The following is a 22,964-nucleotide window of genomic DNA, read 5'->3' on the forward strand; positions in this document are numbered from 1 at the left end:
TCAACCGGAAGTTTGTGCAGCTTCCGCGGGTTCGAGGGGTGCCGAACCCGCCGGAGCTGCGCAAAATTTCCCGGTTCTCAGGCGGCGAGTGCTTCGCCCAAAGCTGTCCGGATACGCTTTTCGGAGACCGAGTAGGCGGTTCCCAACTCCTGGGCGAACAGGCTGATCCGGAGTTCCTCGAGCATCCAGCGAACCCGTCGTAACGCCGGCGGCACGGGCCGTCCGTTTGGAGCCACTGCGGCCACGGCGTCGTCGTACTCGTCTTCCAGGCGCTGCACTGCTGCGGTATTCACGCCGTCGCGCTGGACATTGGTCTCCAGTTTCTCGAGCCGCCTTTCGATGCCGGCAAGATACCGCGGCAGATGGGTCAATTGCGCGTATCCGGTCGTTGCGACAAAGCCGGGGAAGACGAGCTGTTCAAGCTGGCTCTTCACATCGTTGAGTGCGGTGATGAGCGCCAGACTCGTGGTGCCTTTCAGTCGTTTTTCGATCCTGCGTGCACTTGCGAGGATCTTCTCAACCGTTGCCGTAACGATGAACACGGTATCGATGAGTTCGGCGCGGACGTTCTCGTACAGCGCATCGAACTCGCTGACGGTCCACGGCAGCTCCTCGGGCGTGAGCTTGTCGATGGCCGCGATGGCGCAGTCCTCAATCAGCGCCGCGACACTGCCGTGTGGATTCTGGCTGAACGTGAGCTTCTCGGCGTTGCTCAGGTGCTCAAGGACGTAGCGCGCTGGGCTAGGAACCCGCAGCGCAAGCAGGCGGATAACACCCGCCCGCATGGCAGCTGCCTGCCCGGCGGCGTCGGGGAAAACCCTGAGTCCGACGGCGTTATCCTCAGCTACGAGCGCGGGATACCCGGTCACCCGGTGACCGCCGACAAGCCTGGAAACGTCCCGCGGGATAGTTCCGAAAGTCCACGCGGTTGCGCCGCTGACCTCCTTGATGCCTGGTGTGGCCGCTGGCGACGCTGACGGTGACGACGACGGCGCTGCCTCCTGCTTTCGGCTTGCTGCCTTCGAAATCCGCTGAACAGATCCAGGGGTGGCCCCGAGTGATTCGGCGATTGCCCGCCGGGTCTGCGCGGCAAGCCGCTCCTGGAGCGCCTGCAGATCCTTGTCTTCGTCCAGAATGCGGCCGTTCCCGTCCACCACCTCGAAGCTCATCAAGAGGTGCGGCGGCAGGGCATTACGGTTCCAGGACCCCGGGGGAATGATGTGTCCCTTCAACCTGCGCAGGGCCAGTTCCAGCGATGGCTCAAGTGCGTCTCTGCCCGGATCGAAATCGGCGTGCAGGGCATCGACGGCGCTCCGTGCGACGTCGGGTGCGGGAATGAAATTCTTGCGCACCTGCTTGGGCAGCGATTTGATGAGCGCGGCAACAAGTTCGACGCGCAACCCGGGAATCTGCCACTGGAAAGGGGCAGGCTCCAGTTGGTTCAGGAACAGGATGGGCACCTGCACCGTGACGCCGTCCGAGGCACCCGGGATGTTGGGGGAGAACTCGTAACGGAGCGGCAGGTCAAAGCCCTGCTGGTGCCATGTCTTCGGAAATGCCGTCTCGTCAAGGTCGGCATCGCGGCTGAGCAGTTCCTCGGGCTTGAAGTCCAGCAGATCCGGATGGTCCTGGCGTGTCTGCTTCCACCACTTGTCGAAGTGGCGCTCGGACACCACATCCTGCCCCACGCGGGCATCGTAGAAGGCAAACAGTGTTTCGTCGTCCACCATGAGGTCGCGGCGGCGCATCCGGTTTTCCATCTCTTCGATCTCGGCGATGCGCGCCTTGTTGCGGTGGAAGAACTTGTGATGGGTGCGCCAGTCGCCCTCCACCAGGGCATGGCGAATGAAGAGCTCACGGGCCAGCTCCCTGTCGATGCGGCCATAGTTGATGCGCCGCTGGGGCACAATCGGTACGCCGTAGAGGGTGACCTTCTCATAGGCCATGACTGAGCCCATTTTGCGGGACCAATGGGGCTCGCTATAGCTGCGCTTCACCAGATCCGGCGCCACCTCCTCGGCCCAGAGAGGATCAAACGCTGCCACCACACGGGCCCATAGCCGGGAAGTTTCCACCAGCTCCGCGGCCATCACCCAATCAGGGCTCTTCTTGAACAGCGCGCTGCCCGGGAAAATGGCAAAGCGGGTGCCGCGCGCGCCTGAGTATTCGCGCTTGCGCTGATCATAGAGGCCAATGTGGCTGAGCAGGCCGGACAGCATGCTGATGTGGATCGCATCATGGCGGCCCACCGGATCCACTGCGCTGGGAGCCAGTGTGATCCCCAGCGGCTTCGCGAGCTGCCGCAGCTGAGCGAAGAGATCCTGCCACTCGCGTACGCGCAGGTAATTGATGAATTCGTTGCGGCACAGTTTTCTGAACTGGGTGGAGGACAGTTCCTTCTGCTGCTCCTGCAGGTACCGCCACAGGTTGAGGTATCCCGTGAAGTCTGACTTCTCATCCGCAAACCGGCGGTGTTTTTCGGTTGCACTCTGGAGCTTCGCAGCCTGGTCCGGCTGCGGACGCTCCCTCGGGTCCTGGATGGTGAGTGCCGCAGCCAGGACCATGACCTCTTTGGTGCAGCCGCGGCGCCCGGCCTCAACGATCATGCGCCCGAGCCGCGGATCAACGGGCAGTTGGGCCAGTTGCCGACCCACCGGCGAAATGCTGCCGTCCGCGCTAAGCGCGCCGAGCTCGCGAAGGAGCGTGACGCCGTCGTTGATTGCTTTTGAGTCCGGTGATTCCACAAAGGGGAAGGCTGCGACGTCCTTCGGTCCGCGGGTCACTCCCATGGCCGTCATTTGAAGGATGACCGCAGCGAGATTGGTACGGAGAATTTCCGGATCCGTGAAGGGGCGTCTGGATTCGAAGTCCTCCTCGGAGTAGAGGCGGATCGCTATGCCGTCGGATACGCGGCCACAGCGGCCGGACCGCTGGTTCGCAGAGGCCTGCGACACCCGCTCAATAGGCAGCCGCTGCACCTTAGTACGGTGCGAATACCGGGAAATGCGGGCGGTTCCGGTATCAATGACGTACTTGATCCCGGGAACGGTCAGTGACGTTTCGGCGACATTGGTAGCGAGGACAATGCGCCGTCCAGTCCCGCCCGGCTTGAAGACCTGGTGCTGCTCCTGCAGGGAGAGGCGGGCAAAGAGGGGCAGGATCTCCGTGCCACGTAGCCGCGGGTTCACCTGCACACGTGCGCGGAGTGCATCGGCTGCATCCCGGATCTCGCGCTCGCCGGAAAAGAAGACCAGGATGTCGCCGGGCGCTTCGCGGGCAAGCTCGTCAACGGCGTCGCACACAGCGTCCAGTGGGTCGCGGTCTTCCTCAAGCTCGTCCTGTGCGCCGAGCTCAGCGTCAGACCCTGTGTCACCGGCGGGTTGGCTGAGCGGGCGGTAACGAATCTCCACCGGGTAGGTCCGCCCGGACACCTCGATGATAGGCGCTGGCTGTTTATCCGGCGCAGCCTCATCCGCCGCGAAGTGGTTTGCGAAGCGCTGCGGATCGATGGTGGCCGAAGTGATGATGAGCTTCAGGTCGGGACGCTTGGGTAGAATGCGCTTGAGGTAACCCAGGATGAAGTCGATATTGAGGCTGCGCTCATGGGCCTCGTCGATGATGATGGTGCTGTACTTCTTCAGTAGCTTGTCATGCTGGATCTCGGCGAGCAGGATACCGTCCGTCATCAGCTTGATGCGCGTGCTCCGACCCACCTCTCCGGTGAACCGGACCTGGTAGCCGACTTCCTCCCCGAGCCTGACGCCCAGTTCCTCGGCGATGCGTTCGGCAACGGTACGGGCCGCAAGGCGGCGCGGCTGGGTGTGGCCGATCATTCCGGACCGGCCAAGGCCGAGTTCCAGGCACATCTTGGGAATCTGCGTGGTTTTTCCCGAGCCCGTTTCGCCGGCGATGATGGTGACCTGGTTCGCCGCGATGGCAGCCATAATGTCTGCCCGCCGTTCCGAGACCGGGAGCTGGGCAGGGTAAGTGATTGTCAGCGACATGATTGCTTCAAAGTTTACTCGGAGCCATCCGGCTGCCCTATCCGGCCTCCTGTCGACGCACCATTTCGTTGATCCATGCGGGTGCGAACGGCGAGGTGCAGCCGGGGGAGGTCGGGTAGTCCTTCAGCACCTCCAGCCGCTCGCCGATCTCCAGCGCCCTGGTGCGGTGTTCGGGGTGTGCAATCCCGATCTGGGCCAGGCAGGTATTCATGGCCCACTGCAGGCGGTCCGGTGCGTTCTTCATCTCCGTCTCGATGACATCCAGAAGACCCGGCAGGTCAAGCCCATCGGGGTTCTTCGCCACCCGGTCCGCGGTCAGCGCCCAGCCTGCGCCGGCGACCACCGGATCCGGATCAGCAAACCAGGTGAGGCGCAGATCCTCCGCGTGCGGATTCTCCTTCACCACGTAGCTGATGAGCCAGTCCTCGACTTTGGGTGCGCGTGCCGTGCGCAGCATCGTATCCAGCTCATCCGGTCGGAGTGTTTTGGGGCGGCAGATCAGAATCGCGAGGAGCCTCGCTGCGGTGTCGTCTGTCTCCCAGAGCTGAGAGGCCAGCACCTCCTGCGTCTTCAGGCGCTTGGCAAGCGCACGCAGCTTGCTGAGGTTCACTCCGTGGTCATCGCCGTGCCTGAGGTTCACCGCGCGCATCTTCGGGTCCTCGAGCGCGGCAAGCTCGGCCATTACCTCATCGACCGTCGTCTCCGCGTGCTCTGCTTCAACCATGGTGGTCTCCTGTCCTTGTGTGCCGGATCCAGCCTATGACGAACGTGAAACTGGTCCATGACCGTCACCGGGCGCCGTGGCGTGGGCGGTGGGTCCGGCCGCGTGGATCAGCCGCGCGGCAACGGTGATGGCGTGTTCCTGGAGTGCGAGAGGTTCGAGGATGTCAAAATCGAAGCCCAGAGCCGCGACATGCATCAGAGGCCATTCGAGCGAATCTGCGCCGAACCGCATAATGGTGCGTCCGGCGTCGTCCTCGAGTTCAGCGATATTGGGCGGGACCAACTGGCTGACATCTGCAACAGAGGCGTGAATCCGAACCACCACGTCATGGCTGTACGGCGACCGTGTGATGGATTTTTGCACGTAGCCGGCAAGATCGCTGGCAGGAAGGGGACGTCCGGAAAATCTAGCCCGCGGCGAGGGCACGCTCCGGCACCGGTCCACGCGGAACGTCCGCCAGTCCTGCCGGCCGGTGTCCCACGCCACGAGATACCACCGGCGGCCGGTGTCCACCAGACGAACCGGCTCAACGACCCGGCGGGAAGATTCACCGTCATGGCGTTCATACCGGAAGACCACCACCCGACGCTCCGTAATGGCGGCTGAGAAAGCAGTGAGCACTTCCGGATTGACCGGTGTGCTGACCGCAGCCATCCGGGTGACGGCGGTGCGCAGTCCGGCGAACTTCGGCCGTAGCCTGCCGGGAAGGACCTGTTCCAACTTGGTGAGGGCTCTCACCGACGCTTCACCGAGGCCCGAGACAGGACTCGCTGTGACGGCACTCAAGCCGATGGCAACGGCGAGGGCTTCGTCATCATCGAGGAGCAGCGGAGGCAGTTGGGCACCCGCGCCCAACTGGTATCCGCCGGCGATGCCCGGGGAAGCGTGAATAGGGTAACCGAGAGTGCGCAGCTTGCCGATGTCCCTGCGGACGGTGCGCTCGGTGACGGACATCCGCTCCGCGAGGGCAGGCCCAGTCCACTCGCGCCGGAGTTGAAGCAGGGAAAGAAGCTGCAGCAGCCGCGCCGAGGTTTCCAACATGACACCACGGTACCGATCCATGCGGACAGTTGCTGTCCGCAATGCTTTCTACACTGGAATGGTCCCCACTCACGGAAGGAAATACCAATGGACATTCGCAGGGAGCTGACAGACCAGCTTCAATGGCACTGGAAGAATCACGCGCGGCCACGATTGGAAGGGCTGGGTGATGACGAGTACTTCTGGGAGCCCGTACCCGGTAGCTGGAGCGTGAGGCCGCGCGGCACGGGCACAGCACCGCTGCAGGTCGGCAGCGGAGACTATACGATCGACTTTGCCGTTCCTGAACCGGCGCCGGCTCCAGTCACCACCATTGCCTGGCGGCTTGGCCACATCCTGGTCGGCGTGCTGGGAGGGCGGCTGGAGTCGCACTTCGGCGGTGTGCCGGTCAGCTACGAAACGTATGAGTACCCGGGTACAGCTGTCGCGGCTCTCGAACAATTGGACGGCATGTACGCGCACTGGCACAGTGCTGTGTCCGCACTGTCACCCGATGCCCTGGAGCGGCCGGTGGGACCTGCCGAAGGTCCGTTTGCAGAGGCTCCCATGGCTGCGCTCATACAGCACATCAACCGTGAGATGATCCATCATCTTGCCGAGATCGCGCTGCTGCGGGACCTTTGGGCGCATGGACTTGGCAGGGATGCTAGATTCGCCGCAACGTCCTGACCAGCCAGAACGTCCACGCTGCCAGGACAATGCAGGCGATAGTGACGAGCACCGGTTGAGTTCCGGCGTCCTGCACGAGCAGGGCGACGGCCGCCGCCGGCTGCACAAGCATCTGAATCTTCCCGGCGCGAACAAGGAACTTCAGCGCCGCCGCTGTGCTCAGGTCTGTCCGTCGCGGGATGCCGAGCAGCAGGGCGTAACACACGAAAAGCAGATGGAGTCCGGCGGCATAAGGGAAGACCGCCCAGGATCCACTCGGAACGATCGCCGCATAGCTGCCGACGATCAACAGGAGTGATCCAAGAGGTAGCAGGACGAATGGAACCAGCACCGAAGCCGCGAAGAAAGCCAGCGGCAGAAGTACCAGGGCAGTGTTCTGCCATAGCGACAGACCGAGCACGGCAGACAGTGCGAAGGCGAAGATCCGCAGCCAACCCGCCGAAAATGAGGGGCCGATATTCAGCGATCGGTCGGCCTCCGGCGGGCGTGTACTCAACCTGCCACTCATACCGGTCCGCCTACCGCGGACCGGTAGCTCCCGGTCGGCCGACGCAGCGACGCCAACCCCGTTTCGAGGGGAAGTTGTCCGGGAATCGAGTCCAACGCGCCGCCCGCGGCGATCGATCCTCCGCCGCGGTAGCCAAGAACCGCCATCCCGGACACCGCCAGAGCATTCATCACTTCGCGGCGTCTTAGCAGCACGAGGCGCGAGGCCCGGCGGCCGGAAGGGGAAACGGCGCTGCCTTCCAGCGCTGGAAGAATGTCCACACCGATGACCCGGTGACCTGCCGCCTGCCACAACCCCATGAGTCTCGCCGGTTCCTCGTCAGTAAACGTGCTCATCACGTAGATGAGGGAACCTGCCGGCGCGCCGGGATCGCGTGAGGACTGCTCGGGCCGTCCGGACGCCGTCATCAGGGCGAGCTGGGTGCGGATCAGTTCAAGCTGCCGGTGCCCGCCCGTGGCCCGCACGGGCCAATGCCTGGCGGAGAGATCGTTCAGCCCTACCCGGTCACCCGCAGCAAGATAGGACGCGGCGAGCAGTGTTGCTGCTTCCCGCGCGAGGTGGAGCGAGCTGAGCGCGTTCACAGGTTCAGTGCGCAGCGGGAACCAGGCGCGGAGCAGGGCGGGATAGTCGTGTGCCGTATCCAGAACGAGGTGGACGCCCGCTTCGGAGCGGGCGTAGGAGCGGCGGACGAAGAGGCGGTCTTCATTCGCTGACTGGCGGGCCGTTGCCCGCCAGTCGATGCGTCGCAGCTGGTCCCCGGGACGGAACTCGTCAATGCTCCGAAGCTCCCCGCCGTCTCCGATGCTTCGAGAGGTATGCTCGCCGGTGCGGCCCTGCAGACGGTGAGGCAGCGGAAGCAGCCTGGCTTCGCGAACCCGCGGCAGAACGGTCAGCCGCACGGGCTCAAGCTCCCGGGCCTCCTGACGCATGACGCCGTCAAGGGTCAGCGCGGCCGCCCCGACCGTGAGCACCCTCGCTCGGCCTGACCGCGGAACGGGAACCGAAACAGCGAATGGCCCGCCGAGAAGCACAAGGGCGGAGACAGCTGGACCTCCCGCGGCAGCGGCCTGAATCAGCGCGATGCCGCTTGGACCGCCGGAGGCCACGCGGAAGGTGCGGCGTCCCTCGTCGGACTCTCCAGGGTCCGGCTCGATCCCGAACGTCGTTGCCTCCATACCAGCGGAGGATCGTGCCTGCCCGGCCGGCGGCGGCCGGAGTGCGCTCCACCCTGAGGCGGCGGCAAAAGCGAGGGGAAGACCAAGCACGACGACGTCTGGCCGGCCCATGAACAGCCCGACGACGACGCACACCATCATGGTGATCGAGGCGAGACTCCACTGACCTCCGGGGCGGAAGCCGCCCTTACCGCTCATGGGCCGACGCGGTGGTTGGAGTAGCCACCCGGTCCACAACTTCTGCAACGACGTCCACTGCCCGTATGCCGCGTGCCCATGAACCGGGCGTCAGGGTCAACCGGTGTGCAAGTACGGGTTTGGTTCCCAGCTTGATGTCCTCGGGAAGGACAAACGCCCGGCCGTCCATGAGCGCCAACGCACGCCCCAGCAGGACCAGCGCCTGTGAACCGCGAGGGGAGGCTCCCACATCGACGGCATCGTGCGTGCGGGTCGCGGCGGTGACCCGTACCGCATAGTCAACGACATCGGGATCGACGTCAACGCAGTTGACCGCCCGTTGAAGCTCCAGGAGTTCGCCGGGCTTCAGCACGGTGCGTACAGCGGTGGCCTCCGTGCCCCGGGCGAGGCGGCGGCGAATGATGTCCTGCTCGGCCGACGGCTGCGGATAGCCGACGTCGACACGGATGAGGAACCGGTCCAGCTGCGCCTCGGGTAAGGGATAAGTGCCCTCGAATTCAATCGGATTAGCAGTAGCGAATACGTGGAATGGCTGATCGAGGACAAGGGTGCGGCCCTCGACCGACACCTGGGCTTCGGCCATGGCTTCCAGGAGTGCTGATTGCGTCTTGGGTGAGGTGCGGTTGATCTCGTCCGCCAGCAGCAGATTGGTGAAGACGGGACCGGGCACGAAGTCGAACCGGCGTTCGGCCGGGTCGAAGATGGAGGAACCCGTGACGTCGGAGGGCAGCAGGTCCGGCGTGCACTGCAGTCGTCGGAATTCCAGTCCCAAAGCCTGCGCCATGGTTTTTGCGGCGAGCGTCTTGCCGAGTCCGGGCAGGTCCTCGAACAAGACGTGCCCGCCTGCGAGAACCGCTCCAAGTGTGAGTTTGAGCGTGGTGTCCATTCCGACCACCACGGTTCCGATCTCGCTCAGGACGTTCCCGCATCGAGCTGCGGCTTCTTCAGGCGGGAGGCCTCGCGTCATAGATAATCCTTCGGTGGTTGGGGGACCTGGCGGGAATCGGGCAGCTGGCCCGGACCCGCCAGGACCAGCTGCTCCAGCTGGTCCATTGCGGCGTCGAACACCCCTGTGTCAATCACGGCTGACGGGTCCGTTCCCCGCCGGGCAGCGAGGAGGGTACCAAGCGGTCCTCCAATGGTGGAAGGGTCCATCCGCCGCGATTCAAGCACTCGAGCTGCCACGTCGGCCAACTGGTTGACCGCGCGCGCGCCCAGCCCGGATCGGGAGCCGGACAGCGAAAATTCGAGTGCCTGCACCTCGGCCAAACCTTTCGACCGCGGCCGCGTGCTCAAGGCAGGCAGGCGATCGGCGTCAAGGTTGTCAAGGATGCCGTTCACCGCACCGGCCGTGAATGCCGCTGTCACCAGGACCGCGGCGTGCGCAGGATCGAGGGTGAGGAAGATCGAGGACGCGAGGGCGAGCACCACAAGCAGGGCGGCTACCCTCCACTGTCCCGCGGTCACGGGTAATCCCTCCGTACCGAAGGGCGGAGCGTTGGCCGGCCGTTCCGGCGAGCTGCCGGATCATGATTACTGACGGCCGCACTGATGGCAGCGAGGCTCGTCCGTGCGCTGTCAAGGTCTTCTTCAGTCATCCGGGCGCCGGCGTTGACGCCGAACCGGGCCCGGTCGTAGAGGCGACGCAGAACAGCGACGTGGGCCGCCGGTGCGCTGAAAGCCGTGAGTACCCGCCCGGCATATTCCGACGTCGTTTCCTGGCGTATTCGCGGCAGGCCGGCAGCCGAAGTTGCGCGCTCAAGCGCGAGCCAGCAGGCAACGGCCGCGTTCCTCGAATCGGCTGGCCCATACAGTTCTGCTTCGGCGCGCGCGAGACCGTCGACGACGACGCCCCGGTCAGCCTCCCGACTCCCGGCAGCGCTGGAATCATGCACGTAGTCAACCTGGTCCGCGTACGGCAACCTCTCGCGGCGAAGGGATACCAGGAAGGAAACGAGGTAGAAGGTGCAGACGAGCAGAACGATCGTGAAGATCACAACAGGCAGCGAGGAACCCGTTGCATCAGGAAGCTCCCGCGACTCGTCCTGTGCAGACTCCGTGCTGGAGGGGGTGGGCTCAGCGGTGGGAAGAAGGGCGCCATTGTTCAGCTCCAGATCAGGAGCCACAGCGCTCAGCGAGCCAACGAAACCGGCCGCGACCATAACAAGGAGCAAGGTCAGGATGCCGAAAAGCAGGAGGGGTTCGGCGCGCACTGCGGCGAATCTGCGCACCTGCATCAAGGCCTCCCGCGTAACTCGTCCGTGGGATCAGTCTAGGTGGTGCGCTCTGGCCGGGAGCCCGGCAGCTACGAAAAGTGCCCTCGATAGGATTCGAACCTACGACCTTCTGCTCCGGAGGCAGACGCTCTATCCCCTGAGCTACGAGGGCACGGCCAACCGGTGTTAACCGCTGGTCGAAAGGGACTTATGAAGCTTAGCAGGGAAAAGTTGGCGGAACGAAACCCCTGCCGGCAGTGCCGGAAAAGCGCTAGTAACCGAGGAAAGCGTCGGTTCGGATGGACCTGCCGCCGGCGTCGCGGATGACGGGTTTGGCCCGCGCGAGAGTACTCGGGGAACCCGACAGATAGACGCGCCGCCGGTCAAGGTCCGGAACAAGGGAGCGCAGTTCATCGGCGCTGGGGAAGCTTCCGCCGCCGCGCGTCCAGGCAGCGGGCAGTGGTCCCGGCTCTCCGGGACAAAACAGCACCACCCGGAAGTTGGCCAGCTCGTCGACATAGCCGAGCTCGTCCGGCGCGCTCACAACATAGATGAGGATGATGTCGCGTTCTGCTCCTGCAGGCGAGCGCAGTTGGCTGAGGAACGGCGTGACGCCGATACCTCCTGCGAACAGCATCAGCGGCACTGACGGATCGGCAGGAAGGAGGAAGTCACCCGCAACACTCGTTGCATCGACGTGAGCGCCGGGCCTGAGATTCAGCAGTGCTGCCTTGAAGGAACTGGGCGGGTCCGAGAGGCGCAGGCCAAAACGGACCGTTCCGTCGTCGGACGCTGAACTGATACTGAAGATGCGGCGGAAGCCGCGCCGGTCCGCCCGCGCATGCGGAAGGGTGAGTTCCATGTACTGGCCGGGTTCGAACCGGACGGGTTTGTCCGGAATGAAGGAGACCTCCGCGCTGGTCGGGGTCAACTGCCGCGATCCCTCGAAACGCAGGCGGATGCGCCGCCGCTGGCCCATGCCGAAAGCGACGGCGTTTCCGATCAGCAGGGCGTACTCCGGCCCGAGGAACACCGGCGGGATACTGATCTGCAGCGCCAGTACTACTGCGACGACGCCCGCAACGAGCAACTGCTGCCAGCGCCGGGGCGGGAGGGTCAGCGGTTCGGTCAGCATGAAACCGAGCAGGAAAAGCACGGGGTACGACACAAAGACCAACTGCAGGGCAGCGGCAGGATCAGTGCCGCCGGCGGCGAGGCGCACCACCAGGATGCCGACGGCGAGGACGATGAAGACGGCTCCCATCGGAAGTTTCCGCGTCCGGTAGAGGATCAGGAGCGTGGCGAGGAGCACGAGCGGCAGCATGGCGGGATTGGCTGCCCACCAGGCTGCGGCGCCAAGGCCCAGCAGCGTTACCGCCACTGCTCCGAACGCGGCCGGATTGAAGATGTGCCGCCCGCGGACGACGATGAGGTATTTCGACGCGGACGCGAGGAGCCCCGCCAGCGCAATTCCGGCCACACCGCTGGCGTCGTCAGAGGGGAACATCACGAAAAAGAGCAGCAGGCCGGTGATGACTGAGGATTCCGTGTGCGGGCGCGCACGAAGCATCATCGCCATGACGCGCGTGCCGCCCCACGAGGTGATAACAGCGGTGGCAAAGGTCACGCCGAGTTCCGCCGGTGTGAAGGCAAGAAGCCCGAGGGCAGAGAGGATAAACGCGTACGCCGCCAGGATCAGCAGCAGGATCAGTACGAGCCGATACATGGTGGCGCGGCCGAGGAACGTGTCGAACCTGCTAAGCCACTTCAGCCGTCCGGCCATCTAGAACAACGCTCCTGCCAGGGATAGGGAATACTGCGCGCGTCCCTCGGAGCTGATCCGGACGTAGTCGAAGTCGAACTCGGCCAGCAGTACCTCGGGTGGAACAAGGAAAAGGGCAGTGGCGAGAGCGTCCGCAACCATCGCGTCGTCAGCCAGTACCCAGGTAGCCACCACTGTATCCACGCATTGCCCGGTTGTGGCATCAAGGACATGGTGCAGGCCGTCCGCCCAGCGGCGGCGGTTGGACGCGGATGCGCACAGCGCGCGGTCCTGGAGGTCCACCACGCCGATCGCCGAATCAGCGGTGTACGGGTGCTCCAGGGCGACCCGCAGCGGCGTGGGCCCCCGGTGCAGCATGTCCCCGCCGGCGTCAATGGTGTGCTCCGGGTAGCCGGCGTCGTGCAGTGCTGTGGACACGAGGTCAACGAGTTGTCCTTTACCGGCCGCGCCGACATCCAGGGTCACCGGGCGCTCGGACCGGATTGTGCTCCCGCTCCACTCGAACTGCTCGTCCCAGACAGCCGCCGGCACAGGTCCGCCGTGCGGCACAAAGGAGTAGCCGGCGTCGTACCCCAGTTGTTCAAGGGACCCTCCCACCAGGGGAGACATGGCGCCAGTCGTGAGCCGGTAGAGCATCCGGTAGAGATCGCCCAGCGCCTCACCGGACGGCGGAAGGGTGATGCTGCCGCCCCCGGCGAGCGCCGCAACGAGTGAGTCGGGTCGAAAACGGGAGTAGACGGCGTCGTACTGTTCAACGGCAAGGACGACGACGGCGAGCGCGTTCGCCGACAACTCCGCAGGGGTGTCGATGTGCCAGGCGGTGCCGATGGCGTCGAAGCTGAACCGCTGCCACTGGCCCGCGGGGCTCACTGCGCGGCTTCGCCCTTGATCTGCTCGATGGCGTCGCTGAATCCGCCGCTGGTCAGGGATGATCCGGACACTTTGTCAACGTTCAGTTCACTGAGCGGCATTCCGACGACTTGTTCCGCGATGCCGCTGCTGAATTTGCCCTGGTAGAGCTCCGTGGTGGGATTGCTCGGCATCGGCTCTGTCTGTACGTCGCTGACACTGCCCGATGCAAGCGTGATCGTTACTCCGATCTCCTCCTCACCACCCGGGGTCTGGTAGGAGCCGGTGGCCGAGTACGTGCCGTCGGCGTAGTCGCCGGTTGCGGACCCCGCGGTGTCCGGTTCTGCCGCGTTGGCGGCATCCCCACCTGCGCCCGGTGCCGGCGTCGGGCTGGCAGCACAGGCAGCCGACCCCAGGAGGGAAACGGCGGCGAGCCCCGTCAGGGCCCAGCGCTGGTATGGCTTGTTTACGGCGGGGGTCACAGAATCTCCTTGGTTTCAGACGCAGCTGGGGCCGGTCTGCGCTCGAAGTACAACGCTAGCGAACTTGATTCGGTTCAGTGCGGTACTCCGGATGGGCCACGGTATGGATGAACCCCGAGTAAGGCGTCCGTCACAGAATCCGGGGGATTAGACCCGCGCCGTTATGCTGGATGAGTGACTCCCGAAGAACTCTCCTCCGCAATCTCCTCATGCCTGAAAGACGCCGTCGCTGCCGGCGAGATCGATGTGGAGCTGCCCTCAGAGGTGCGGGTTGAGCGGCCCAAGAGCCGCGAGCATGGGGACTGGGCCACCAATATCGCGCTTCAGCTGTCGAAGAAGGCCGGAATGAATCCGCGTGCGTTCGCGGAACTGCTCAAGGGCCGCCTGGACGCGCTCGACGGCGTTGCCTCCGTGGAAATCGCGGGTCCGGGATTCCTCAACATCCGTGTGGACGCAGCCGCCGCCGGGGAATTGGCGCGGAACATCGTTGAGGCGGGCCCGGTGTACGGGACCAACGCCGCGCTCGCAGGCCACACAATCAATATGGAATTCGTCTCTGCGAACCCCACCGGCCCGCTGCATCTGGCGCACACCCGCTGGGCTGCCCTCGGTGACTCCCTTGCGCGCGTGCTGATCGCGAGCGGTGCGGACGTCACCAAGGAGTACTACATCAACGATGCCGGTACCCAGATGAACAACTTCGCCGCGTCCGTGCTGGCTTCCGTCAAGGGCCGGCCGACGCCGGAGGGTGGCTACCCGGGTGAGTACATTGCCGATCTCGGACGCACGGTGCTCGCTGAGCGCCCCGAGGTCGCGGACCTGCCCGACGACGAAGCGTTGCCTGTGATCCGGGACATTGCCTACCGCGCGCAGATGGATGACATCAAGGAGACCCTGGCGGCTTTCCGTGTCCACTTCGATGTCTACTTCTCCGAGACAGGCCTGCACTCCGGCGGAGCTGTTGAACAGGCGGTGGACCGGCTGCGCGAGCAGGGCCACGTGTTCGACGACGGCGGTGCGGTCTGGCTGCGCACCACCGATTTTGGCGATGACAAGGACCGCGTCCTCATCCGCGCCAACGGCGAGCCGACATACTTCGCCTCGGATGCCGCGTACTACCTCTCAAAGAAGGACCGCGGTTTCACCGAGAAGATCTATCTGCTCGGTGCCGATCACCACGGTTACATCGGCCGCCTGAAGGCCATCGCCGCCTGCGCCGGAGACAACATGGACGCCAATATCGAGGTGCTCATCGGACAGATGGTTTCGGTGAATGGTGCCCGGTTGTCCAAGCGCGCCGGAAACATCATCGAACTCCGCGATCTCCTCGACTGGCTGGGAGCGGACGCGCTGCGGTACTCGCTCGGCAGGTCTCCCGCTGATTCGGCGATGTCCCTTGATCCGGAGCTGCTGAAGAAGAACACCAACGAAAATCCGGTGTTCTACGTGCAGTACGCCCACGCCCGAACCTGCGCCGTGGCACGCAACGCTGCCGCCGCCGGAGTTGACCGCTCGGCGTTCGACGCCGGTGCTCTCGACCAGCCGGCGGACAGCGAGCTGCTTGCCCACCTCGGTTCCTACCCAGCCGTTGTCGCGCAGGCCGCGAAGTTCCGTGAGCCGCATCGGGTTGCACGGCATCTCGAGGTCATTGCCGGTGCGTATCACCGCTGGTATGACGCCTGCCGCGTGACGCCCTTGGGCGATGAGCCGGTCACTGACACCAATCGCACCCGGCTCTGGCTGAATGACGCCGTGACGCAGGTGCTCGCCAACGGCCTCGATCTGCTGGGCGTCTCAGCGCCGGAACGGATGTAGCATGCCTGCCTCACCTCTGGCTCCCGGCTGGCTTACCTACCCGGCTGACGCCAACGAGCTCAACCCGGCGTTGTGGGCATCCACGGTCACCAGGACGCGAAGCGGCGCCGTGTCCGTGGACGGTGTTTCTGTGACCAAACTCGCTGAGAAGTTCGGCACCCCTGTGTACGTGGTCTCGGAAACAGATTTCCGCACACGGGCAAGGAATTTCCGGGAGGCGTTCAACGCTGCGTTCCGTGACCTGTGCGGTGGAGTGGACGTCTACTACGCGGGCAAATCGTTCCTCTGTTCGGAGGTGGCCCACTGGGTATCGGAGGAGGGCCTGCGCCTGGACACCGCGTCCGGCGGTGAGATGGCGGTCGCGCTCCGCGCGGGCCTGCAGGGACGCCAACTCGCGCTGCACGGCAATAACAAGTCCGACGCCGAGCTGAACCGTGCGCTCGATCTCGAGGTTGGCCGCATCGTGGTTGACAGCCTCGATGAGCTGCAGCGGGTCGGCGCGCTCGCCCAGGCCCGCGGCGCCACTGCGAATGTCATGCTCCGGCTCACTCCTGGTGTGCACGCGCACACGCATGAATTCATTGCCACCGCGCACGAAGACCAGAAGTTCGGGCTGTCGCTGGCGCCGTCGTCGTCGGGCACGGAATCACCAGCGGCGCAAGCCGTAGCTGCGGCACTGGACCACCCCTGCATCCGCCTGCTCGGAGTACACAGCCACATCGGGTCACAGATTTTCGAGTCCGCCGGGTTCGAGCTGGCGGCGCGCCGCCTCCTGGGCTTCCTCGCCGAGGTCCGGGACCGTCACGGCGTCGAACTGAAGGAACTCGATCTGGGCGGGGGCTACGGCATCGCCTACACCGAGGAAGACACCCCGCGCTCGCCCGCGGCCATCGCCAAGGCAATGGCCGCCGTCGTCGGTGAGGCGTGCGCTGCGCACGGTCTGCGGGCGCCGCGGATCTCGATCGAGCCCGGCCGCGCCATCGCCGGACCAAGCACCTTCACCCTGTATACCGCCGGCACCACCAAGACGGTGCAGGCGGACGTCGACGGCGCCTCCCACCCCCGCCGCTACGTCTCAGTTGACGGCGGAATGAGTGACAACGCTCGCCCGGTGCTGTACGACGCCGACTATTCGGCCGTGGTTGCATCACGCACCTCCGCAGCGGAGCCGGTGCTCTCGCGCGTTGTCGGGAAGCACTGCGAAAGCGGTGACATCGTTGTGCGCAGCGTCTACCTGCCCGGCGACACCACGCATGGAGACCTGCTTGCGGTGCCGGGAACAGGCGCCTACTGCTGGTCGCTGGCCAGCAACTACAACTACCTCACCCGACCCCCTGTGGTCGCAGTGAAGGACGGCGAGGCACGCATCATCGTGCGCGGCGAAACCGAAGAAGACCTCCTCTCGCGCGATGTGCTGCGCAAGACGGGAAACGACCGAGCAACTCTGGAAGCAGGAGCCTGATCGATTTGATGAATGCCCCCCACACCACCGTTTCCGACGGCACACTGCGTGTGGCCCTGCTGGGCTGCGGAAACGTCGGTTCGCAGGTTGCGCGGATCCTCCTCGAGGACGCCGACAACCTGGCCGCCCGCATCGGTGCGCGCCTGGAGCTCACCGGCATTGCGGTGCGATCCATCGACGCACCCCGTGAGGCCGAGCTCCCCAGGGAGCTGTTCACCACGGATGCGGAATCCCTGGTGGAGGGAGCGGACATCGTCATTGAGCTCATGGGCGGAATTGAACCCGCCCGCACCCTGATCCTGCGGGCGATCGACCACGGAGCCACCGTGGTCACCGGCAACAAGGCACTGCTCGCCCAGGACGGGCCCACCCTCTACGAGCGCGCGGACGCGGCGCACGTCCAGCTGTCCTACGAGGCCGCCGTCGCCGGAGCCATTCCCATTCTCCGCCCGATCCGCGACAGCCTCTCGGGAGACCGCATCACGCGCGTCCTCGGTATTGTCAACGGGACCACGAACTACATCCTGGACCAGATGGACTCCACCGGCGCCCAGTTCGCCGATGCACTGGCCGACGCGCAGCGCCTCGGTTACGCCGAGGCCGATCCCACGGCGGACATCGAGGGATATGACGCCGCTGCCAAAGCGGCGATCCTCGCCTCCCTGTCCTTCCACACGCGCTTCGCGCTGGAAAACGTGCACTGCCAGGGCATCACCTCCGTCTCGGCGGAGGACATCTCTGCGGCCAAGGACGCCGGCTACGTCATCAAACTGCTCGCCATTGCGGAGCTGCTGAAGGATGAAGCGGGCGACGACGGCGTCAGCGTCCGCGTGCACCCCACCCTCCTGCCGCGTGAGCATCCACTCGCCGCGGTGCGCGGAGCGTTCAACGCGGTCTTCGTCGAAGCGGAGAACGCCGGCGAGCTCATGTTCTATGGCCAGGGAGCCGGCGGAACACCGACCGCCTCCGCCGTCCTCGGAGATGTGGTCAGCGCCGCCCGCCGCATGGTGCTTGGCGGTCCGGGCCGAACCGAAACAACGACGGGCCACGTCCCTGCGCTCAGCATCGACATGGTGAACACGAGCTATTACATCGGCCTGGACGTGGCGGACCAGCCCGGCGTGCTCGCTCGGATCGCGCAACTCTTCGCCGAGCACGGCGTCTCGATCGAGACCATGCGGCAGACTATCCACCCGGCGAGCGACGTCGGGGCGGCGAGCGCGGAACTGCGCATCGTCACACACCGGGCCACCGAATCCGCGCTGGCAACAACTGTGAAACATATCCAGGACCTGGACGTCATCAATGCAGTGACCTCCGTCCTCCGAGTAGAGGGACTCTGATGGCTCACCAATGGCGCGGGGTTATCCGCGAGTACGCTGACCGTTTGCCGGTGACGGAGTCCACGCGCGTGATCACGCTGGGTGAAGGTGGAACGCCGCTGGTGCACGCACCGGCGTTGTCGGAGCTCACCGGTTGCAGCGTGTACCTGAAGGTCGAGGGGATGAACCCGACCGGTTCCTTCAAGGACCGGGGCATGACCATGGCCATCACCGCGGCTGTTGAAGCCGGGGCGAAGGCCGTCGTGTGCGCCTCCACTGGCAACACTTCGGCGTCCGCTGCGGCTTACGCAACGCAGGCCGGTCTGACCTGCGCGGTATTGGTGCCGGACGGCAAGATCGCCATGGGCAAACTCAGCCAGGCCATAGCCCACGGCGCAGAGCTGTTGCAGGTGCACGGCAACTTCGACAACTGCCTCGATGTGGCCCGGAAACTGGCGGAGTCCTACCCGGTGTTCCTCGTGAATTCCGTGAACCCTGCACGCATCGAGGGCCAGAAGACAGCCGCCTTCGAGGTTGTTGATTCCCTGGGCGACGCCCCCGACTATCACCTGCTGCCTGTGGGCAATGCGGGAAACATCACCGCCTACTGGAAGGGCTATAAGGAGTACTCGCAGCCCTATACCTCTCCCACAGCAGGGGAATTGCCCGCGGTATCGACTCGCACCCCCATCATGTGGGGCTTCCAGGCCGAAGGGGCATCGCCGCTGGTGAAGGGCTACCCCGTGACTGAGCCGGACACCATCGCCACCGCCATCCGCATCGGCAATCCGGCGTCCTGGGACCAGGCCATCACCGCGCGGGATGAATCGGGCGGGCTCATCGAGGCGGTGACCGATGAGGAGATCCTCGAGGCGCACCGCTGGCTTTCGTCCCGTGAGGGCGTCTTCGTGGAACCGGCGTCGGCTGCCGGCGTTGCGGGCCTGATCAAGAAGCACACAGCCGGAGACGTCCCGGAGGGCAAGACCATCGTCATTACAGTCACGGGGCATGGCCTCAAGGACCCGCAGTGGGCGCTCAAGGCGGCGGACGGTTCTGACGTTGAGCCCACCAAGGTGGAGTTCGACGTCGTCAGCGTTGCAGGGGCGCTGGGCCTGGCGGACTCGCACGTGGGCCAGCGGGCAGATGCTTAGCGGAGCGCCGGCCATGACTGAGGCCATGGTTGCGTCCGGGCAGGAGGTTTCGGTGGAAGTCCCGGCAACCAGCGCCAACCTCGGCCCCGGTTTCGACAGCCTGGGGCTGGCCGTGACGCTCTACGATTCCATCCGTGTCCGGACCACCGAAACCGGCACGACGACGGTGACGGTCACCGGAGAGGGCGAGGAGTCCTTGCCGCGGGACGAGACGCACCTGGTTGCAGCAACTATCCTCGGCACGCTGGAGCGTGCAGGGTTCGCCAGCCCCGGCCTGGAAATCGAGACACGGAACGTGATTCCCCATGGCAGGGGCCTCGGGTCTTCCGCGGCGGCAATCGTCTCCTCCGTATTGGCGGCCAACGCGATTCTTCCCGAGTCCGCCCGGATGGATGCGCGCGCTGTCCTGCAACTGTGCTCCACGCTCGAGGGACACCCGGACAATGTGGCACCGGCGCTGCTGGGTTCACTAGCGGTCTCGTGGGAAACGGGTCGTGCCTACCAGAGCACCATCCTCCCGGTGCATCCTGATGTAGTGCCTGTTGTCGCCATTCCCGCCAGCGAACTGTCGACAGAGGCAGCGCGTGCCCTGTTGCCCGCTTCCGTACCGCATAACAGCGCGTCATCCAACGCCGGCCGCGCCGCCCTGCTGGTGCACGCGATGACAAACTCGCCCGAGTTTCTCTTCGATGGGACCAGGGACCTGCTGCATCAGGATTACCGCGCCCAGGCCATGCTGCACAGTGCCACACTGATGCGGGCGTTGCGATCCGAGGGCTTCGCCTCGGTGATCTCCGGCGCCGGGCCTACAGTAATGACGCTTGCCGTGGGTCAGGACCAGGCAGCCGCGGTCATCGAGGCGGTCCAGCGCATCGTCGTCGGTGCGGATGAGGGTATTGACTGGCGTGTTCTACGGCTGAACGTGGACACAGAAGGTGCTAAAGTGAAGGTGCACCAACGGTAATTGCCTGCTTGAATCGTTGACGTTCATCACGCACCGATCTTACGAAGACAGTTCCGTATTCAGATGTGCTTCTGTTGATCTGGCCGTCATCTTCTGTGACCGTCGTGAAACTGCCTGTGTGTCAGCAGTGGCTCAATCTCAGGTGTACCTCCCAGAACCTGATGCGGCAGCAGTCACATCGTGACTGCTACGCACTGGGGCTCGAGGTCTCCAGCACGCTCGGCCACGCCGGAAAGCATCCGGCCAGCACCGAAACCTTAGCTTCCAACTCTTCTGACTTGGCGGCGGGCAAACCAAAACCGCGATCCACATCAGAGATGGATCGCCCGACGAGGGGGAAGGAATCCTTCGTGACTCAAACCACTGACCTGCCGACAGGCGTGGATACCCAAGCCGCCGAAACGAACGGCGCACCAGCTTCCAAAAGTTCCGGGCTTGCCGGACTGAAGCTCGCCCAGCTGCAGGCGCTTGCCGGTCAGCTTGGTATCACCGTAGGTTCGCGGATGCGCAAGGGTGACCTCGTGGCCGCAATCTCCGACCACCAGCGCGGCTCGGCAGTGGCAGACCGCCCCAAGGCGACGTCTGCACAGGCTCCGGCACACGAGAATGCATCGTCTTCGTCAGGCAACGCTGCTGCACAGAACGGTGCCGGTGCTGCATCGCAGGAGCAGGCAGCTGAGCCTGCCGAGCGGCCAACCCGCACCCGTAACCGTAATAGGCGGGCGGGAAGCGACGGCGTCGTAAAGACGGAGCAGGCTGCCTCTGACAGTGCGCAGGGCAATCAGGCTGTGGGCTCCGCGGCCGAGTCCGAGGGCGGGTCCGTCCAGGAGAATTCCGCAGCTGATTCGGAAACTCCGGATCGAGGCCGCCGCAGCCGGGACGGGCGCCGTGGGCGACGCACCGAGTCTGAGGCACAGGGCAGTGCGCAAGCATCTGAGACCGACGGTGCCGAGCAGGGCGCGCAGCAGAATGCTGAGAACTCCGAGGGTTCGGATAGCCAGGGCGAGCGGCGCAATGACCGCCGCGACCGCAACCGCGACCGCAACGAGCGACGCTCCAATGACGATCGCCGTTCAACCGAAGACAACCGCGATAACCAGAACGACCGGGACAACCGGAATGATCGCGGAGACCGTGGCGACCGTGACAACCGTGACAACCGTGGCGACCGGGACAACCGGAATGACCGTGACCGGGACAACCGCGGCGACCGCGACGAAGGCAACAGCCGCAACCGGCGCAACCGTAACCGCAACAACCGCGAGGATGACCGCAACAACCGGTTCCGCGACCGCAACGAGCGCCGTCGGGGGCGCAGCAACCAGAACCCGGACGTCGACGACGTCGAGGTCACCGATGACGATGTCCTGCTGCCCGTTGCAGGCATCCTGGACGTCCTCGAGAACTACGCATTCGTGCGCACCTCCGGTTACCTGCCAGGAGCCAACGACGTTTACGTCTCTCTTGCCCAGGTCAAGAAGCACGGGCTGCGCAAGGGCGATGCCGTAGTCGGTGCCATCCGTGCGCCGCGCGAGGGCGAGAGCCAGAGCAGCACCCGCCAGAAGTTCAACGCGCTCGTCCGGTTGACCTCCATCAACGGCAAGAACCCTGAAGAGCTGAAGGACCGCGTGGACTTCGCGAAGCTCGTTCCGCTCTACCCCTCCGAGCGCCTGCGCCTGGAGACCGAGCCCAAGAAGATCGGTCCGCGCGTCATTGACCTGGTGGCGCCGATCGGCAAGGGCCAGCGTGGACTCATCGTGTCGCCTCCGAAGGCCGGCAAGACCCTGATCCTGCAGGCTATTGCCAACGCCATCACGGTGAACAACCCGGAAGTGCACCTCATGATGGTGCTCGTGGACGAACGTCCCGAGGAAGTCACCGACATGCAGCGCACCGTCAAGGGTGAGGTCATCGCCTCTACCTTCGATCGCCCGGCTGACGACCACACGACCGTTGCCGAACTCTCGATCGAGCGCGCCAAGCGCCTCGTCGAGATGGGAATGGACGTCGTTGTACTCCTTGACTCGATGACCCGCCTGGGACGCGCCTACAACCTGGCAGCACCTGCCTCGGGCCGTATTCTCTCCGGCGGCGTCGACTCGGCGGCCCTGTACCCGCCGAAGCGCTTCTTCGGTGCAGCCCGCAATATCGAGAACGGCGGCTCGCTGACCATTCTCGCCACGGCGTTGGTGGAGACCGGTTCCAAGATGGATGAAGTGATCTTCGAAGAGTTCAAGGGCACCGGCAACATGGAACTGCGACTGTCCCGCAACCTCGCGGACAAGCGCATCTTCCCCGCGGTCGATGTCAACGCATCGGGTACCCGGCGCGAGGAGAACCTGCTCTCGCCGGACGAGGTCAAGATCATGTGGAAGCTTCGCAGGGTCCTTTCCGGACTGGAGCAGCAGCAGGCACTCGAGCTGCTCACCAACAAGATCCGGGAGACGCAGTCGAACGTCGAGTTCCTCATGCAGGTCCAGAAAACCACGCTTGGATCAAAAAGCGACAACGATTAGTTGAGTAGCCGTTCGAGACATGCCGGCCGGCATGTCTCGAACGGCTTCGCGCGTTAAGCCACCCACCACCGCTCGAATCCGATAC

Annotated in this window: 18 protein-coding genes and 1 tRNA gene; 7 read left to right on the top strand and 12 right to left on the bottom strand. The window is 64.8% G+C overall.

The genetic code is table 11. From position 1 onward, the window contains the following. Nucleotides 1–77: 77 nt before the first annotated feature. The 3 genes from hrpA to ABFX19_RS08545 are packed head-to-tail and all read right to left on the bottom strand — an operon-like array spanning nucleotide 78 to nucleotide 5,769. Complete coding sequence (gene hrpA / locus ABFX19_RS08535) at nucleotides 78–4,004, bottom strand: ATP-dependent RNA helicase HrpA (RefSeq protein WP_346028102.1); 3,927 nt, start codon at nucleotides 4,002–4,004, stop codon at nucleotides 78–80. Nucleotides 4,005–4,041: 37 nt separating this feature from the next. Further along, a complete protein-coding gene (locus ABFX19_RS08540) occupies nucleotides 4,042–4,728 on the bottom strand; it encodes a DNA alkylation repair protein (RefSeq protein ID WP_346028103.1) in 687 nt (228 codons plus the stop codon). Between the two features lie 33 nt (nucleotides 4,729–4,761). Continuing rightward, on the bottom strand, nucleotides 4,762–5,769 hold the full coding sequence (locus ABFX19_RS08545; protein ID WP_346028104.1) for a helix-turn-helix transcriptional regulator: 1,008 nt from the start codon (nucleotides 5,767–5,769) through the stop codon (nucleotides 4,762–4,764). Between the two features lie 87 nt (nucleotides 5,770–5,856). On the opposite strand from ABFX19_RS08545, the gene ABFX19_RS08550 reads away from it, so the two are divergent. Continuing rightward, the gene (locus ABFX19_RS08550; protein WP_277357869.1) at nucleotides 5,857–6,438 is read left to right on the top strand and encodes a DinB family protein; all 582 of its coding nucleotides are present in this window, start codon (nucleotides 5,857–5,859) and stop codon (nucleotides 6,436–6,438) included. Here the strand turns inward: ABFX19_RS08550 and ABFX19_RS08555 are convergent. From ABFX19_RS08555 to ABFX19_RS08595, 9 genes are all read right to left on the bottom strand, one after another. Next, nucleotides 6,416–6,934, bottom strand: coding sequence for a hypothetical protein (locus ABFX19_RS08555; RefSeq protein WP_277357868.1), 519 nt, complete (start codon nucleotides 6,932–6,934; stop codon nucleotides 6,416–6,418). The two genes, ABFX19_RS08550 and ABFX19_RS08555, sit on opposite strands and share 23 nt — an antisense overlap. Before the next feature lie 8 nt (nucleotides 6,935–6,942). Next, nucleotides 6,943–8,319 (bottom strand): DUF58 domain-containing protein, encoded by a 1,377-nt coding sequence (locus ABFX19_RS08560; protein ID WP_346028105.1) that lies wholly within the window; start codon nucleotides 8,317–8,319, stop codon nucleotides 6,943–6,945. Continuing rightward, nucleotides 8,309–9,286 carry an AAA family ATPase gene (locus ABFX19_RS08565; RefSeq protein WP_346028106.1) on the bottom strand — a complete coding sequence of 326 codons (978 nt, stop codon included), beginning with the start codon at nucleotides 9,284–9,286 and terminating at the stop codon, nucleotides 8,309–8,311. The genes ABFX19_RS08560 and ABFX19_RS08565 overlap by 11 nt, the downstream gene beginning before the upstream one ends. Further along, on the bottom strand, nucleotides 9,283–9,786 hold the full coding sequence (locus ABFX19_RS08570; protein ID WP_346028107.1) for a hypothetical protein: 504 nt from the start codon (nucleotides 9,784–9,786) through the stop codon (nucleotides 9,283–9,285). Before ABFX19_RS08570 ends, ABFX19_RS08565 begins: the two co-directional genes overlap by 4 nt. Further along, a complete protein-coding gene (locus ABFX19_RS08575; protein ID WP_346028108.1) occupies nucleotides 9,783–10,556 on the bottom strand; it encodes a DUF4129 domain-containing protein in 774 nt (257 codons plus the stop codon). Before ABFX19_RS08575 ends, ABFX19_RS08570 begins: the two co-directional genes overlap by 4 nt. A gap of 78 nt (nucleotides 10,557–10,634) precedes the next feature. Then, nucleotides 10,635–10,707: transfer RNA gene (locus ABFX19_RS08580), tRNA-Arg, on the bottom strand. Nucleotides 10,708–10,806: 99 nt separating this feature from the next. After that, on the bottom strand, nucleotides 10,807–12,318 hold the full coding sequence (locus ABFX19_RS08585) for a ferredoxin--NADP reductase (RefSeq protein WP_346028109.1): 1,512 nt from the start codon (nucleotides 12,316–12,318) through the stop codon (nucleotides 10,807–10,809). Further along, nucleotides 12,319–13,188 carry an FAD:protein FMN transferase gene (locus tag ABFX19_RS08590; RefSeq protein WP_277357862.1) on the bottom strand — a complete coding sequence of 290 codons (870 nt, stop codon included), beginning with the start codon at nucleotides 13,186–13,188 and terminating at the stop codon, nucleotides 12,319–12,321. It lies immediately after the preceding gene. Next, entirely contained in the window at nucleotides 13,185–13,649 is a 465-nt protein-coding gene (locus ABFX19_RS08595; RefSeq protein ID WP_346028110.1) for an FMN-binding protein, read from the bottom strand. Before ABFX19_RS08595 ends, ABFX19_RS08590 begins: the two co-directional genes overlap by 4 nt. Before the next feature lie 174 nt (nucleotides 13,650–13,823). On the opposite strand from ABFX19_RS08595, the gene argS reads away from it, so the two are divergent. From argS to rho, 6 genes are all read left to right on the top strand, one after another. Next, nucleotides 13,824–15,464, top strand: coding sequence for an arginine--tRNA ligase (argS, locus tag ABFX19_RS08600; RefSeq protein ID WP_346028111.1), 1,641 nt, complete (start codon nucleotides 13,824–13,826; stop codon nucleotides 15,462–15,464). Nucleotide 15,465: 1 nt separating this feature from the next. Next, a complete protein-coding gene (gene lysA / locus ABFX19_RS08605) occupies nucleotides 15,466–16,926 on the top strand; it encodes a diaminopimelate decarboxylase (RefSeq protein ID WP_346028112.1) in 1,461 nt (486 codons plus the stop codon). Between the two features lie 8 nt (nucleotides 16,927–16,934). Beyond that, nucleotides 16,935–18,269 carry a homoserine dehydrogenase gene (locus ABFX19_RS08610; RefSeq protein WP_277359702.1) on the top strand — a complete coding sequence of 445 codons (1,335 nt, stop codon included), beginning with the start codon at nucleotides 16,935–16,937 and terminating at the stop codon, nucleotides 18,267–18,269. After that, nucleotides 18,269–19,399: a threonine synthase gene (thrC, locus tag ABFX19_RS08615; RefSeq protein WP_277359703.1), complete on the top strand. Its 1,131-nt coding sequence runs from the start codon at nucleotides 18,269–18,271 to the stop codon at nucleotides 19,397–19,399. The genes ABFX19_RS08610 and thrC overlap by 1 nt, the downstream gene beginning before the upstream one ends. A gap of 13 nt (nucleotides 19,400–19,412) precedes the next feature. Further along, entirely contained in the window at nucleotides 19,413–20,363 is a 951-nt protein-coding gene (gene thrB, locus ABFX19_RS08620) for a homoserine kinase (protein WP_277359704.1), read from the top strand. Between the two features lie 350 nt (nucleotides 20,364–20,713). Continuing rightward, nucleotides 20,714–22,879, top strand: a complete 2,166-nt coding sequence (rho, locus tag ABFX19_RS08625) for a transcription termination factor Rho (protein WP_346028113.1) — start codon at nucleotides 20,714–20,716, stop codon at nucleotides 22,877–22,879. Nucleotides 22,880–22,964 lie beyond the last annotated feature (85 nt).

Source organism: Arthrobacter parietis, assembly GCF_039530425.1.
GTDB lineage: Bacteria > Actinomycetota > Actinomycetes > Actinomycetales > Micrococcaceae > Arthrobacter_D > Arthrobacter_D parietis.